The sequence below is a fragment of the Phytohabitans houttuyneae genome, from assembly GCF_011764425.1.
Lineage (GTDB): Bacteria > Actinomycetota > Actinomycetes > Mycobacteriales > Micromonosporaceae > Phytohabitans > Phytohabitans houttuyneae.
This window is the reverse complement of record NZ_BLPF01000001.1, coordinates 685,708-699,321: the sequence shown is the minus strand read 5'-3', so window position 1 is coordinate 699,321 and position 13,614 is coordinate 685,708. Positions and strand designations below refer to the sequence as shown.

Below are 13,614 nucleotides of genomic sequence, written 5' to 3'. Positions count from 1 at the left end.
AACGGTGCGCCGACCCCAGGCGCTGATCCAGCCGGAGACGTCCAGCTCCCGGCAGACGGTCTGCCGCCTGCCACCGCCGAGCCATCTGCTGACACTGAGCCCCCGTCCGAGGGCGCGCCCGCTGCGGACGCCGAGCCGGCGCCGGTGGACGAGCCCGAGCCGACCCCCTCGATCGACGGCGAGCCCGAATCCTCTGTCGACGGCGAGTCGACAGACGACACGGAGTTGGCGGCGGCGCCGCACGCCCCACCTGTCGCGGACGGGGCGGCGGCGGCCCCAGAGTCGCCGGCGGTTGTTGAGCCGCTCGCAGCCCCCGACTCGTCCGCCGAGACCGGGCCCGACATGGACGCCTCCGCCGCCGAGCCCGACACGGACGCCTCGGCCGCCGAGCCAGACACGGACGTCCCCGCCGACGCTGAGCCAGGCGCGGACGCCGACGCCGCCCCGACCGCCGAGTCCGACCCGGACACCGCAGCCCGGACGGACGACGAGCCGGCCGACGAGCCCGACCACGCCATCGAAACCGACCCAGCCGCGACGGGCGGCCCAGCCGCGACGGGCGGCCCAGCCGCGACGGGCGGCCCAGCCGCGACGGGCGACCAGGCCGCGACGGGCGAGCAGGCCGCGACGGGCGAGCAGGACGACCAGGCCATGACGGGCGACCACGCCATGACGGGCGACCCGGCCGCGACGAGCGACCTAGCCGTGGCCGACGACCAGGCCGCAACGGAGGACCCAGCCGCGACGGGCGAGCAGGCTGTGACGGGCGACCCAGCCGCGACAGACGACCTGGCCGCGGCCGACGGCGACGCGCAGGCGACACCCGAGCCCGCCGCGACCACTGGACCCTCCATGGGCGATGAGCCTTCACCCGCGGAGGTCCCGGCCCTCGATGCCGCGCTGCCGTCGGACCGCGAGCCCACCCCGGTCGACACCCCGACACCGCTCGGTGCCCCGCCCAGCCCGAAGCCGAAGCCGACCCAGCAGCCGAAGCCGCCCCAGCAGCCGCGGCGGCGCCCGTGCCCGCGGACGCCAAGCAAACCGCCGCCAGCACGGACGCCGCGCGCCCGGGCGGCGAGCCGCAAGCGGCCGTCGAAGACCAGTCTGCCCTCGCGCTCATCGACGACGCCGAGCTGAAAGGCGCGCTCGAAGCGATCCTGCTTGTTGTCGACGAGCCGGTCACCGAGATCGTCCTGGCGCAGATCCTGGAGCAGCCCACCGAGCGCATCGGCGCCGCGCTCATCACGGTGTCGGAGGGTTACACGGCGGCCGGCCATGGGTTTGACCTGCGGAAGGTCGCGGGCGGGTGGCGGCTCTACACCCGCCCCGAGTACGCGCCCTACGTCGAACGCTTCGTCCTCGACGGCCAGTCGGTGCGGCTGACCCAGGCGGCCCTGGAGACGCTCGCCGTCGTGGCGTACAAGCAGCCGGTCACCCGTTCGCGCATCTCGGCGATCCGGGGGTCAACTGCGATGGCGTCATCCGTACCCTGGTGTCCCGGGGTTTGGTGGAGGAATGTGGCACGGAGCCGGAGTCGGGCGCGTTCCTGTACCGGACGACCACCTTGTTCCTCGAAAAGCTCGGCATGAACTCGATCAATGACTTGCCGCCGCTCGCCCCGTTCCTGCCTGACGATGTCGAAGAGGTCGCGGATGCCGCCCAGTGAGCGCCTCCAGAAGATCCTCGCCGCGGCCGGCGTGGGGTCGCGGCGAGCCAGCGAGGACCTGATCGCGCGCGGGCGTGTGGTGGTCGACGGGCGGGTGGCCCGCCTCGGCGACAAGGTGGACCCCGAGACGGCGGAGATCTACGTCGACGGGCAGCGGGTGGTCGCCGACACGCGGCTGGCCTACCTGGCCATGAACAAGCCGCGCGGCGTCGTCTCCACCATGGCCGACGAGCGCGGCCGTGAGGCGATCTCGGACTATCTGGGTACGGTCGAGCAGCGGGTCTACCACGTCGGCCGCCTCGACGCCGACAGCGAAGGGCTGCTGCTGCTCACCAACGACGGCACGCTCGCGCACCGGCTGATGCACCCGTCGTACGGCGTGCCGAAGACCTACCTCGCCGAGGTGGCGGGGCCCCTGCCGCGCGCGGTCGGGCGCCGGCTGCTGGCCGGGGTGGAGCTCGAGGACGGGCCGGCGAAGGTGGACGCGTTCAAGGTCGTCGACACGCTGGGCCGCACCGCGCAGGTGGAGATCACGCTCCACGAGGGACGAAACCACATCGTGCGGCGACTGATGGAGGAGGCCGGCCATCCGGTGTCCCGCCTGATCCGCACCGCGATCGGGCCGATCAAGCTCGGCGACCTGAAGGTGGGGCGCACACGGCGCCTCTCCAACCCGGAGGTCGCGTCCCTCTTCCGCGCCGTCGAGAAACAATCCTCCGCGGACCAACCCGACGAGGACTGAGCCAAAGAAACCCAAGCCGACGAAGGCTCAGCCGACATAGACCAGACCGCCGAAGACCAAGCGAGGCATCAGCGCCGCGCCATGCGGCGTACCGTGCTGTCCCGGTCGGTGGCTTCGAGCAGAACGGCGGCGCGGCGCGGCGGCATCGCGTGCAGCGCACGGACGGCTTTCGCCGGGTCCATCCATTCGAGCAGCCGCCCGGCGACCCACACCAGCACCGTCTCGTCGTTTTCGGTCGCGTCCATGACGCGCGACAGCAAGGTCGCCGCCCGCCGGCTGCTCATCGCGTCCAGCAACGCGCCGCCGATGTTTCTCCGCACCGTTGTGATCAGCTGTACCGCCACCGCTTCGGAAACGTGGAACAGCAGGTCGCTGCCGATCTCCGTGCGGTCGGGAACCATCGCCGACACGACAGCGTTCGGCTGCGACAGCAAGGGCAGAAGCTCGCCCGCCAAGCGTCGGGGCAGCGCGGCGACGATGGGTACGGTCTCGTTCAAGCGGGTGGACGCCAGGAGCAGCGCCGCTTGTGAGGCGTCGAGGCGGGACAGGACACGTGCGGCGACCGCCGGGTCAGCCGCGGTCAGAAACCCGGTCACCGTCGCCAGGCTGAGGCCGGGAAGCAGAGCAGCCGCGCGTTCGGCCGGGAGTTCGCGTAGCAGGGCGAGCAGTCGCGGGCGCGCGAGCCGGTTGAGGACACGCACGTGAAGGTGTGACGGTAGGCGGAGAAGGAGGTCGGCGGCGCGGCTACCGGGAATCTCGGACAGTAGCCGCACGACCTCCGCTTCGGTGAGGCCGGACAGGTCGTCGACCGCCACGGTGACGGTGACGCCGAGGCGCTCGCGGGCCTGGCGGGGGTCGGCTCGCCTGCGGCGGTGTGCGATCTGGCGGCACCTGTCGGAGCAGTAGATGGGCGGGCGGCCCCGAGGCATCGGCCGCACCGGCCCGCCACACGTGCGGCAGGCGATGGCGGTGAGCGCACCGAGCCGGCGGGCGAGCTTTTCCAGGTCCGGCGATGACGACACCGAAAGGATGCCCACCTCTTCGACCAGCCGGCGCAGCAGCCGGTCTGACGACGCGTCGGCCGTCCGCACGATGCGTCGAAGCTCTGTCAACGGCCGGCCGGTGGGAATGCGGAGTGTCGCCAACGGAACGCCGAACCCGACGTGGGACAGATAGACCTGGCGTTCGACGTCCGTCCCGAGGCTGTCGAGGATCTGGAGGATCAGCTCCATGGTCATCCCGAGCCGCTCGGCCGAGGTCGCGCTGTCCGCGGTGGGGTCGATGCCGCTCCAGTGCTTCACGGCTGCCTCCCTCCACTGTCGGGCTGCGCCCCCGGATCGCCGACGATCCCGTCACCGCCACCGGTTCGCGCGGATCCGCGCCCGCCCGTTGCCAAGTCGGCGATCCGGGTCGCTTTGCTGAGGAGGTTCGGGATGCCGCCCATGATTCGAGGGATGTCTTTCTGCGCCGCGCGAGTGATCGCCCACTTGGCTGGGAGCAGCACGATCAGCACGATCGCCGCCACAGCGGCGAGCCATGCGATCAACGCGATGGCGGCGAACCACAGCCAGTGGTCGCCGGGGCCGGGACCGTTCACGCCTACCTCCGTTGACACGACGAAGCCCTCGGCGACAGGCGCCGAGGGCTTGAGATTGGGTGCGGAAATGAAGAACGCCCCAGCCAGCCGGCTTGGGGCGCTTGCGGAGGACGCAATGGTCCTACCGAGATAGAGGTTACGACGTGCGCCCGAAGATCGCAACGAGAGGCGATTTACCAGCTCAGGCGGGTTGTGAAACCAAGACCCCGTGCTTTGCGGATTTTTCTTTTTCGTGACCGGAAGTGGAGTAGTACCTCACTGTTTTGTGCGCCCGCTGCCGGCTCTGAGCTGCGCAAACGTCGCACCGCCAGGGCGAGGAACGCGGCCGCGGCCGCGGAGCCGGCGTCGTAGCCCACCACGCCGGCCCGCGGCCGCGGACAGCGGCTATACGTCGAACACGTCGATCCGGTTCACACCCAGGTGCTTCAGGCAGATTTGCCCGCGTCCGCGCCAGCTGCGGACCGCATGCTCCCGCGGGCACCGCTGCGGCCGGCGGCTCGCGGGGCTCGCCGAATTCCCCGGCCTCCGCTGCCGGGTCCGCGGGCCAAGCCCCACACCGTCAATGGTCGGCGATGACGGCGGCGAGCGTCTCCCAGTCGCGCTCGGGGGAGACGCGGTCGTCCGGGCGGTCGGCGAGGGGGTCGAGCACCACGTAGGCGGCGCCCAGCTCGATCAGCGTGGCCAGGTCGCCGCGGATCTGTTGGAGGCTGCCGCGGCCGAACGGGCGCCCGGTCTCCAGCAGGTTGCCGTCGGTGAGCTGGGCGCGCATCCGGGGCAGAAGGCGGGCACCGGCCGGCCCTGGCGGTCGGCCTCTTCGCGGAGGGCGGGCAGGGTGGCCTGGACGCGTTCGATGTCGAGCTGGTTGGGGTGCCAGGCGTCGCCGAACTGGACCGTGCGGCGCACCGCCGCCGGGCCCCAGCCGCCGATCCACAGTGGTGGGTGGGGGCGCGGGCGGCGCGGGGGCCGGTGGAGACGTCGCGGTACCGGACGTAGCGGCCGTCCAGCGAGACCACGTCGTTGGTCCAGGCGTCGGTGATGGCCGTCAGGTACTCGTCGGTCATCCGGCCCCGCTCGCGGAACGGCGCGCCGACCGCGGCGAACTCGGGCTCCGACCAGCCCACGCCGGTGCCGAGGATGAACCGGCCGCCGGTGAACTGGTCGATGTTGTTGGCCATGCGCGCGACGAGCAGCGGGTGGCGGTACGGCACGATCGTGACCGTGGTGCCCAGCTCCAGCCGCTCGGTGAGCCCGCCCAGCCACGCCAGCGTCGTGAACGGGTCGTAGAACGGCGACGGGTACAGGTCGGTGACGTCCGGTGTGGGCGCCACGTGGTCGGAGACCATCGCCAGCTCGAAGCCGTGCGACTCGGCGAACCGCACCCACCCGAGCAGGATGTCGGGCGTCGCGTGCGGCCCGAAGTTGGGGACGAACACGCCCAGCTTCGTCATGCGCGGCCTTCCAGATAGCGGCGGAACGGCTCGTCGGCACCCTCGGTGGGCACGTGGACGATCTGGTCGGGCGCCGCCTCGCGGAACAGTCGCTGCATGCTCACCAGCAGCTCACCATGCACCGGCGGGGCCGGGTAACCGAGGTCGGGCACCCACTCCTTGGGCGCGGCGTAGTAGATCCGCTCGACGCCGGCGGTGGCGGCGACCGCGTGGCAGATGGCGCACGGCTCGCAGCTGGACACCACGATCGCGCCGGTGACGTGCACCTCGCCGACCGCGGCGCAGGCGGCGCGGACGGCCGTGACCTCGGCGTGTGCGGCCGGGTCGCGGTCGCGCAGGGCGGTGTTGACGCCGGTGGCGAGCACCTCGCCGTCGCGCACGACAAGCGCGCCGAACGGCAGCTGGCCGGCCGCGGCGTTGTCCGAGGCGAGCCGCACCGCGCGGGCCGCGAGCTCTTCGACGGTCGCCATGCGCTCAGACCACCCACGGGGCGAGCGCGGCGAGTGCGGCGCCGCGCGCGCCGGCCATGTCGAGGTCGGGCACCAGCGCGAACGTGGTCGCCTTCGCCTGCTCCTCACGCAGGTGGGTGTGCTCCCGCACCCGGTCGAGGAACCAGTCGCGGAAGTCGGGGGCGGCCTCGACCACACCGCCGCCGACGAAGTACGCGTGCGGGTCGGTGAAGTTGGCCGCGATCGTGAACAGGCGCCCCAGCGCCGCCGCCTGCTGCTCGAAGATGGCGCGGGCCAGCGGGTCGCCGCGCTCGCCGAGGCCGCGGACCAGCTTGGCCGCCTGCTTGATCGGCAGGGTGGCCAGCTCGTGGTCGGGGTAGCGGGTCAGCCAGTACGGCAGCAGGTTTTTCATGATGCCGGTCAGCGACGCGACGCTCTCCACGTCGCCGGAGAAGCCGCAGTTGCAGGCGGGCACCGGCTGGCCGTCGGCGAGCAGCCCGTGCATCGGGATGTGCACGTGCCCGAGCTCGCCGGCCATCCCGGTCGCACCCTTGACGACCTGGCCGGACTCGATGACGCCGCCGCCCAGCCCCGTGCCGACGATCGCGGAGATCGAGGAGCGGCGCGCCGAGTCGGCGCCGAAGTGGACCACGTGCGCGTACAGGGCGGCCGCGTTGCCGTCGTTGTTGTAGACGACCGGCAGGTCGAGGCGCTGTTCGAGGGCGGTGCGGATGTCGAAGCCGTACCACTCCGGCAGCGCGAAGTTGGTCGCGCCCTTGGCGGACAGCACCCCCTCGGCGCTGGACGGGCCGGGCGTGTCCAGGCCGACCGCGCGCACCGCGCCGCGGTCATTGCCGGTCAGCTCCAGCACCACGTCGACGGAGCGGGTGAGGGCGTCGAGCGCCGCGGCCGGGCCGTCCAGCACGCAGCTGGGCGTCTCCACGAGCCGGTCCACCAGAAACCGGCCGGACTCGTCCACCACCGTGGCATTCGTCGCCGTGCCGCCGACGTCCAGGCCGACGACGACACCAGTCGCAATGGATCGCACGTGAATGATCCTACGGACATCCGCTGGCGGCGGAAGAGCAGAAGATCAGCGCTCGGCGTGGTACGCGAGCCCGACCGCGCCGTACGCACGCACGGTGACCCGCCAGCCGCGCGCCGCGAGCCACGCGGTCAGGACCGGACGGTGGTACACGGACGAGGTGAACGGGGCGGCCGTGAAATGTACCCCCTCGTCGTCGGTGACCAGGTCCCCTTCGAGGCCGCAGGCGCGGTAGTAGTCGGCGCGGACGGCCGCCGCGCGGGCCGAGGTGTCGTAAGTGAGCACGAGCGCGTCCGCGCCGGTCGCGGCCACCACGTCGAGCGCACGGCCGGGCTCGGGCAGGTCGCCGAATACGTTGAACGGGAAGCCGACCACCAGCGGCCGGCCGGGCAGCGACAGCTTGCCGAGGTCGACCACGTCGGCGCGCACCGCCGCGCCGCCGGCCGCCCGGGTGGCCGCCACGGCACCCTCGGCAAGATCTATGCCCAGGTAGTCGGGCGGGGCCACCGGGCGCAGCAGCGAGCCGTCGGCGCAGCCGACTTCGACCAGGCCGGTGTACCCGCCCAGCAGGCTCGCGGCGAGGCGACGCTCGGCTTCCAGGTGGGCCCGCACGGCCGGCGGCCGGGTCGTGATGATCCGCTCCCAGCTCTGCTCGAAGAAGCCGGCGAGCGAGCGGGTCGCCTGCTCAGTAGACACGGCCACCGGGCTGCGCGCCGCGGTCCGGGCGGAGCAGGGAGAGGCCGCCGTCCTCGGCCGGCACGCCGAGGATGAGCGCCTGCGACTTGAAGCCGGCGATGTTTTTCTCCGGCATGTTGACCACGCCGACGACGAGCGTGTCGAGCAGGTCCTCGGCCCGGTAGTCACTGGCCGCCTGCATGCTGGACCAGCGCTCGCCCACCTCCGGGCCGAAGTCGACGAGCACCTTGTAGCTGGGCGTGCGCGCCCGCGGAAACTCCTCGACCTTGCGGATCCGGCCGGCCCGCATCTCCACCTTGGCGAAGTCGGGGTACTCGATCTGCTCGTCCGTCACGGATCTCAGTGTGCCAGCGGCGGGCCAGCCTCGCTCTGGGCGGCGCGCGGCACCAGGCGGAGGATGACCTTCTTGTCGTGGCTGGTGCCGTACTTGGCGTCGAAGAGCGCCACCACGGTCGCGCGGCGGGAGGCGTCGTGCAGGTCGAGGCGTACCAGATCGAACACCGCTGCCGGCCCGCCGCCCACCGCGAGGCTGAGCCGCCGCGCGCCGTGGTCGGTCAGGTGGTCCAGCAGCGCCGAGCCGTCGACGAACCAGTCCTCCTCGAGGCGGATGAAGTGCGCCTCGCTGGTCGCCAGCTCGGCGGCGTCGAGCCGCACGGTCACCGACAGCGTCATGAAGTCCTCCATGCGCCGCGTCGTGCCGTCCGTCCACAGCTCCTCGAAGCGGCTGGCCACGAACTCGCCCAGCGGGCTGGACATGAAGGCCTCGATCTGCCGCGCGTCGTAGGCCCGCACGCCGACCGGGAAGAACGAGATGTAGGCCTTCTCGTCCCACCGGTACAGCTGGATGGAGGGGGAGGCGTCGTAGACGCGGACCTGCAGCTGGCGGGCGGTGAGGGGGTCGAGGGCGCGGCGCAGGTGGTACAGGTGGCGCAGGTTATCCATGATCAGTACTGGGACCTGGGTGTGGTGCAGTTCCTCCGCCCGCTGCTCGGCCGCCGACGACTCCGGGTCCAGCAGCAGGATGCGCACCCCGACCCCGTTGCGCAGGGCGAGCGTGACCGCGGCAAGGAAGCGGTCGCGGTTGCGCTCCTCCAGCAGGCCGGTCCAGGTCTCCAGGATGTCGACCTCGGTCTGCGCGGCCGCGATGTGCGAGACGAGCTGGTCGTGGTTGAGCGTGCGGTGCTGCTCGACCGCGTTGCGCCGCATATCCTCGAAGATCGGGTCGAACACGACGAACGACAGCGCCACCATGATCAGGCTCGCGCCGAGGTTGACCAGGATCTCCTGCCCGTACCCCGCGACGTCCTTGCCCGCGACCAGCAGTGTGACGCCCGCGACCCCGAGCAGCAGGGCAAGGACGATCTGCCGACGCCGCGAGCGCACGAAAAGCCCGACCGCCGACCGCATCCGGTAACCCTCCCCAGGGGCAGATTTCGTTGCAGCGTACTCACTGAAGCCCTCTGACCGGTGCTGCCGGCATGCGCGTCCGGGCGACCGGGCATGATTAAGGGTGGCTTTTGGTTGTCCTGCGCGTTGGGGCAGCGTGAGCGAGCGTCCCCCGCGGAGGCCGCCCACGACGGCGCTCAGCGAGCGAACTATGGAGGATTGGGTGTCACAGATGGTGGGTTCCGGGCGGTGTGTGGTGGCCGTGGACGGCCCGTCCGGTTCGGGAAAGTCCACCGTCTCCCGCCGGCTCGCCGCGGCGCTTGGCGCGCAGTACCTGGACACCGGCGCGATGTACCGGGCCGTGACCTGGGCGGCGCTCGACTCCGGCATCGACCCGCAGGACGCCGAGGCGGTCGCCAAGGTCGCCGGTGAGCTCGACCTGGAGATCGGCACCGACCCGGACGACCCGTTCACCCGGGTGGGCGGCAGCCCGGTCGACCGCGAGATCCGCGGCCCCGAGGTGACCGGCGCGGTGTCCGCGGTCGCGGCCGTGCCGTGGGTGCGCCAGCTGCTCGTCGCCCAGCAGCGCAAGATCATCGGGGCGGCCGGCCGCATCGTGGTCGAGGGCCGCGACATCGGCACGGTGGTCGCCCCCGATGCCGACCTCAAGGTGTACCTGACGGCGTCCGCCGACGCCCGTGCCCGCCGCCGCAGCGCGGAAAACGCCGCCGACCTGTCCGCCACCGCCGCCGACCTCGACCGCCGCGACCGCCTCGACTCGACGCGCGCGGCCGACCCGTTGCAGCAAGCCGCCGACGCGGTGGTGCTCGACACCACCGAGCTCGGCATCGACGAGGTCGTGACCCGCTTGCGCGCCATGCTCGACCGTTCCCGCGGCGGTGTCGCGTGAGCTCTTCGTTCGGCCCTGTGGCCCTCTGGTTTTTCGGCGGTGTGCTGTGAGTTTGGAAGCTGTCCCCGCCGAAGAGGCCCTGACCGGCCCGGTGCCGGTCGTGGCCGTCGTCGGCCGACCAAACGTCGGCAAGTCCACCCTGGTCAACCGCATCATCGGCCGCCGCCAGGCGGTCGTCGAGGACACGCCCGGCGTGACCCGCGACCGCATCCCGTATGACGCGCAGTGGTCCGGGCGCCAGTTCACCGTCGTCGACACCGGCGGCTGGGAGCCGGACGCCAAGGACCGCGCCGCCGCCATCGCCGCCCAGGCCGAAGCCGCGATCGCCACCGCCGACGTGGTGCTGTTCGTCGTGGACAGCATGGTTGGCGCCACCGACGTCGACGAGGCCGCGGTCAAGATGCTGCGCCGCAGTGCCAAGCCGGTGCTCCTGGTCGCCAACAAGGCCGACAACCAGGCCATCGAGTTCGACTCCGCCGGGCTGTGGTCACTCGGCCTCGGCCAGCCGTACCCCGTCTCCGCCCTGCACGGCCGCGGCTCCGGCGACCTGCTCGACGCCGTCCTCGACGCGCTGCCCGAGCCGCCCCCGGTCACCGAACCCACCGAGCGCGGCCCCCGCCGCGTCGCCCTCGTCGGCCGCCCCAACGTCGGCAAGTCCAGCCTCCTCAACCGCCTGGCCAAGGAGGAGCGCGCGGTCGTCGACTCGGTCGCCGGCACCACTGTGGACCCGGTCGACAGCCTGGTACAGATCGGCGGCGAGACGTGGCAGCTGGTCGACACCGCCGGCCTGCGCAAGCGGGCCGGGCGGGCCAGCGGCACCGAGTACTACGCCAGCCTCCGCACCGCAGGCGCCATCGAGGCCGCCGAGGTCGCCGTCGTGCTGCTCGACGCCAGCGAGCCGATCAGCGAGCAGGACCAGCGCATCCTCGCGATGGTCGTGGAGGCGGGGCGGGCGCTGGTCATCGCGTTCAACAAGTGGGACCTGGTCGACGACGACCGCCGGTACTACCTGGACAAGGAGATCGACCGCGAGCTGCGCCGCATCCCCTGGGCGCTGCGCGTCAACATCTCCGCCAAGACCGGCCGCGCCGTCGACAAGCTCGCGCCCGCGCTGCGCACCGCGCTGGAGAGCTGGGAGACCCGCGTGCCGACCGGGCAGCTCAACCAGTGGCTGACCGCCCTGGTGCAGGCCACCCCCACCCGGTACGCGGCGGCCGCGCCCCGCGCGTGCTCTTCGCCACCCAGGCCGGCACCGGCCCGCCGCGGTTCGTGCTCTTCACGACGGCGCCGCTGGACGCGGGCTACCAGAGGTTCGTGGAGCGCAAGCTGCGCGAGGAGTTCGGGTTCGAGGGCAGTCCGGTCGAGGTGTCGGTACGCCCGCGCAAGCGCACCGGTCCGGGCGGCCGCGGCAAGGCACACGGCTAGGGTCGCGTTTTCACCAGTTTTTCGAGGCGAGCCGGGATCCCGGCGGCGACCCGGCGCCGCCGGTCGTCGTCTGGGCCGGCGAAGCCCGCCCAGGTCCCGCCCGTTCCGGCCCTAGGCTCGCCTTTGCACCAGGAGGCGTGTCCAGGGGCCATGGCGCGCCGCTGAGACCTCGTCGCCGGTGACATCTCGTTGCACGTTGTCGAAGAGGTCGTGCATCAAGTCCTCGTGCAGCCAGCGAAACATGACCGGCCACAGTAGACGCATCCGCCCGCGCGCCCGCCCGGCGAGCGTGTCCACGATGCGGCTGCTCTCCGCGCCGGTCGGCTCCACGAGCAACTCGTGATAGCCGACCAGCCCGATCCGCCGATCGAACGCGAACCGGACGCGCCCCGCCTCCCGCTCCGCGACGTGGTAGCGGATCGGCCCGTGCCCACCGCGCGAGCCGACGGCCAGGCCGCGATCCAGCTCGAGCGCCGGCCACGGCGGCGCGGGCCACAGCACGACGAGCCGATCGAGGGCGGCCGCGGCCTGGGCGGCGGGAACGGGGAGGTGGCGGCTCTGGACATTCAGCATGGTCGGATACCTCCATACGCAAGCGTATGGCTGACTGTACGCCTGCGTATGGTCCGCGCGCGAGTGGGGCCACGGTGGGGCGTGTGCGCGGAGGCGTGGTGGTTGCGCTACGCTGTACCGGCTGCCGCGGGCGTGTACGTTCGACGGCAACGGGACGTGGCGCAGTTTGGTAGCGCACTTGACTGGGGGTCAAGGGGTCGTCGGTTCAAATCCGGCCGTCCCGACGCAGGTGAGGGGCCGTTTCTCGCGATCATGAGACGGCCTCCCGGGGACCATTTGGGGACCGCATCGCACTTAGGTGCTTGGTTAGCGCTTCCCCGGCAGCGGTAATCGAGCGCCGATTCGGATGCAGGTAGCGCTGTGTCGTGGTGAGCGATCCATGTCCGGCGATCTTCTGTAGGACGTGCGTCAGCACTCCCGCGTCAGCCATCCAGGTCAGGCCGGTGTGCCGCAGGTCATGACGGCGTAGGTAGTCGTAGCCGAGCGCGTTGACGACCTCGTCCCAGTGAGTAGCGTCCCGCAGCACAGCCGTACTGATCCGGCCGCCCCGGGGACCGACGAACAGCCGACTGTCAGGCGCGGGGGCCGCGTCGAGCTTGGCGGCGACCATCGGCCGCAGCTCCTCAATGATCGGCACTTCCCGGGCACGTTTGCCCTTGGTGCCCTTGTCGATCAGGCCGCCCGGCCCGGTCGTGGTCTGCCGCCGGACGGTCCAAATCCAGGTCCGGGGGTCGATGTCACCCTTGCGGACACCGGACACCTCGCCGATCCGGGCGGCGGTGCCGCCGGCGAACGTGACCACGTCGCCCCAGCCCGGGTAGTGGCCATGGGACCGCTCGACCAGGGCCGCCGCGAGCGTGGTCAGCGCCGCCCAGTCGGGCAGGGCGAGCGCACGCGGGTCGTCCAGCTCGTCCTCTGCCCGCTGATAGTCCCGCTGCCAGCCGGTGAGCCTTGCCGGGTTGCGGTCGCGGATGCCGTCCCGCACCGCCTGCTCCATCACCCGGACGAGCGCGGCAATACTGTTCTTGACGGTGGAGCGGCTACAGCCGTCCGCGATCCAGCTGTGCACCGCCCGGTCGACCGCGCCGTTGGTGAGCATCCGGACGGGGAGGTGTCCCAGCGTCGGGACGACACGCTTGCGCCACCCTGCCGAGTACGGGTCGAGGGTCTTGCCCTCCAGCCCGCGCATCGCGAGAGTCCACACCGAGTCGCCGTACTGGGCGAGCCGCATCGTCGCGGCGTGCGGGTCCACGCCGCCCTGCGCGGCGAGGTGCATCGCGTCGAGCCACGCCTGAGCCTGTTCGAGCTCTTCGAAGGACTCGGACTTGGACGTGCGCCGGCCTGTGGCCGGGTCGATCCACCGCACGCGGGCCCGGTGGGGCTTCGGACGGCCGGGTCGCACCTCGACGTCAGCCGAGAGACTGACGCCGAGGGGCGGAGTCGACGTGCTCACCGGTCGACCTCAGCCGGGTCGGTGCGGTGCCGGTTGAGCCAGGTACGGACATCGGCCGGGTCATACTTCACGACACGCGGCGAAAGCCGGATGAACGGCGGTCCCTGGACGGGATCAGCCGTGCGCCAGCGACGGACGGTCGACGGGTCTACTTTGACCAGTCGCGCCAGCTCCTCAGTGGTCATCAGACCACCGAAGGGGTCGGCAACCTCAGTAGTCAAGGG

The 13,614-nt window shown here is 71.9% G+C and carries 14 protein-coding genes, 1 tRNA gene and 3 pseudogenes; 5 read left to right on the top strand and 13 right to left on the bottom strand.

The genetic code is table 11. The features are described 5' to 3' along the window. Positions 1-852 precede the first annotated feature (852 nt). Positions 853-1,666 (top strand): annotated as a pseudogene (scpB, locus tag Phou_RS03205) (SMC-Scp complex subunit ScpB). Next, positions 1,653-2,408 carry a pseudouridine synthase gene (locus Phou_RS03200; protein ID WP_173053393.1) on the top strand — a complete coding sequence of 252 codons (756 nt, stop codon included), beginning with the start codon at positions 1,653-1,655 and terminating at the stop codon, positions 2,406-2,408. Before scpB ends, Phou_RS03200 begins: the two are co-directional and overlap by 14 nt. Before the next feature lie 68 nt (positions 2,409-2,476). Here the strand turns inward: Phou_RS03200 and Phou_RS03195 are convergent, their stop codons facing one another. From Phou_RS03195 to Phou_RS03160, 10 genes and pseudogenes are all read right to left on the bottom strand, one after another. Further along, positions 2,477-3,709 (bottom strand): magnesium transporter MgtE N-terminal domain-containing protein, encoded by a 1,233-nt coding sequence (locus Phou_RS03195; RefSeq protein WP_173053392.1) that lies wholly within the window; start codon positions 3,707-3,709, stop codon positions 2,477-2,479. Further along, positions 3,706-4,005 carry a hypothetical protein gene (locus tag Phou_RS03190; RefSeq protein WP_173053389.1) on the bottom strand — a complete coding sequence of 100 codons (300 nt, stop codon included), beginning with the start codon at positions 4,003-4,005 and terminating at the stop codon, positions 3,706-3,708. The genes Phou_RS03195 and Phou_RS03190 overlap by 4 nt, the downstream gene beginning before the upstream one ends. Positions 4,006-4,564: 559 nt before the next feature. After that, positions 4,565-4,774, bottom strand: coding sequence for a hypothetical protein (locus Phou_RS52135; RefSeq protein WP_246273171.1), 210 nt, complete (start codon positions 4,772-4,774; stop codon positions 4,565-4,567). Beyond that, positions 4,678-5,031 carry an LLM class flavin-dependent oxidoreductase gene (locus Phou_RS55305; RefSeq protein ID WP_371872165.1) on the bottom strand — a complete coding sequence of 118 codons (354 nt, stop codon included), beginning with the start codon at positions 5,029-5,031 and terminating at the stop codon, positions 4,678-4,680. The genes Phou_RS52135 and Phou_RS55305 overlap by 97 nt, the downstream gene beginning before the upstream one ends. 23 nt (positions 5,032-5,054) lie before the next feature. Then, positions 5,055-5,453: pseudogene (locus Phou_RS55300) on the bottom strand (LLM class flavin-dependent oxidoreductase); the annotation flags it as partial. Beyond that, positions 5,450-5,923, bottom strand: a complete 474-nt coding sequence (locus Phou_RS03180) for a nucleoside deaminase (RefSeq protein ID WP_173053387.1) — start codon at positions 5,921-5,923, stop codon at positions 5,450-5,452. The pseudogene Phou_RS55300 and the gene Phou_RS03180, both read right to left, overlap by 4 nt. A 4-nt stretch (positions 5,924-5,927) precedes the next feature. Continuing rightward, positions 5,928-6,950 carry an ROK family protein gene (locus Phou_RS03175; RefSeq protein ID WP_173053385.1) on the bottom strand — a complete coding sequence of 341 codons (1,023 nt, stop codon included), beginning with the start codon at positions 6,948-6,950 and terminating at the stop codon, positions 5,928-5,930. A 45-nt stretch (positions 6,951-6,995) separates the two neighbouring features. Then, complete coding sequence (locus Phou_RS03170; protein ID WP_173053383.1) at positions 6,996-7,643, bottom strand: hypothetical protein; 648 nt, start codon at positions 7,641-7,643, stop codon at positions 6,996-6,998. Beyond that, a complete protein-coding gene (locus tag Phou_RS03165; protein ID WP_173053381.1) occupies positions 7,633-7,977 on the bottom strand; it encodes a tRNA-binding protein in 345 nt (114 codons plus the stop codon). The genes Phou_RS03170 and Phou_RS03165 overlap by 11 nt, the downstream gene beginning before the upstream one ends. Before the next feature lie 5 nt (positions 7,978-7,982). Then, positions 7,983-9,050: a hypothetical protein gene (locus tag Phou_RS03160; RefSeq protein ID WP_173053379.1), complete on the bottom strand. Its 1,068-nt coding sequence runs from the start codon at positions 9,048-9,050 to the stop codon at positions 7,983-7,985. A 211-nt stretch (positions 9,051-9,261) separates the two neighbouring features. Between Phou_RS03160 and cmk the strand changes: the two genes are divergently transcribed. Together cmk and der are read left to right on the top strand one after the other, a co-directional pair. Then, positions 9,262-9,939: a (d)CMP kinase gene (gene cmk, locus Phou_RS03155; RefSeq protein WP_371872164.1), complete on the top strand. Its 678-nt coding sequence runs from the start codon at positions 9,262-9,264 to the stop codon at positions 9,937-9,939. 25 nt (positions 9,940-9,964) lie between these two features. Continuing rightward, positions 9,965-11,364 (top strand): annotated as a pseudogene (gene der, locus Phou_RS03150) (ribosome biogenesis GTPase Der). Positions 11,365-11,475: 111 nt separating this feature from the next. Here der and Phou_RS03145 read toward each other — a convergent pair. After that, positions 11,476-11,937, bottom strand: a complete 462-nt coding sequence (locus Phou_RS03145; RefSeq protein ID WP_173053375.1) for an SRPBCC family protein — start codon at positions 11,935-11,937, stop codon at positions 11,476-11,478. A 150-nt stretch (positions 11,938-12,087) separates the two neighbouring features. Between Phou_RS03145 and Phou_RS03140 the strand changes: the two genes are divergently transcribed. Continuing rightward, positions 12,088-12,161: transfer RNA gene (locus tag Phou_RS03140), tRNA-Pro, on the top strand. Positions 12,162-12,187: 26 nt separating this feature from the next. On the opposite strand, the gene Phou_RS03135 is transcribed toward Phou_RS03140, so the two are convergent. Together Phou_RS03135 and Phou_RS03130 are read right to left on the bottom strand one after the other, a co-directional pair. Beyond that, a complete protein-coding gene (locus Phou_RS03135; protein ID WP_371872072.1) occupies positions 12,188-13,390 on the bottom strand; it encodes a tyrosine-type recombinase/integrase in 1,203 nt (400 codons plus the stop codon). Then, positions 13,387-13,611, bottom strand: a complete 225-nt coding sequence (locus Phou_RS03130; protein ID WP_246273169.1) for a helix-turn-helix transcriptional regulator — start codon at positions 13,609-13,611, stop codon at positions 13,387-13,389. Before Phou_RS03130 ends, Phou_RS03135 begins: the two co-directional genes overlap by 4 nt. Positions 13,612-13,614: the final 3 nt, after the last annotated feature.

Bases quoted from the DNA above. Each gene is read 5' to 3' on its own strand.
- Phou_RS03160 (WP_173053379.1), bottom strand. From the start codon at position 9,050: ATGCGGTCGGCGGTCGGGCTTTTCGTGCGCTCGCGGCGTCGGCAGATC.
- Phou_RS03200 (WP_173053393.1), top strand. From the start codon at position 1,653: ATGCCGCCCAGTGAGCGCCTCCAGAAGATCCTCGCCGCGGCCGGCGTG.
- Phou_RS52135 (WP_246273171.1), bottom strand. From the start codon at position 4,774: ATGCGCGCCCAGCTCACCGACGGCAACCTGCTGGAGACCGGGCGCCCG.
- cmk (WP_371872164.1), top strand. From the start codon at position 9,262: ATGGTGGGTTCCGGGCGGTGTGTGGTGGCCGTGGACGGCCCGTCCGGT.
- Phou_RS03145 (WP_173053375.1), bottom strand. From the start codon at position 11,937: ATGCTGAATGTCCAGAGCCGCCACCTCCCCGTTCCCGCCGCCCAGGCC.
- Phou_RS03180 (WP_173053387.1), bottom strand. From the start codon at position 5,923: ATGGCGACCGTCGAAGAGCTCGCGGCCCGCGCGGTGCGGCTCGCCTCG.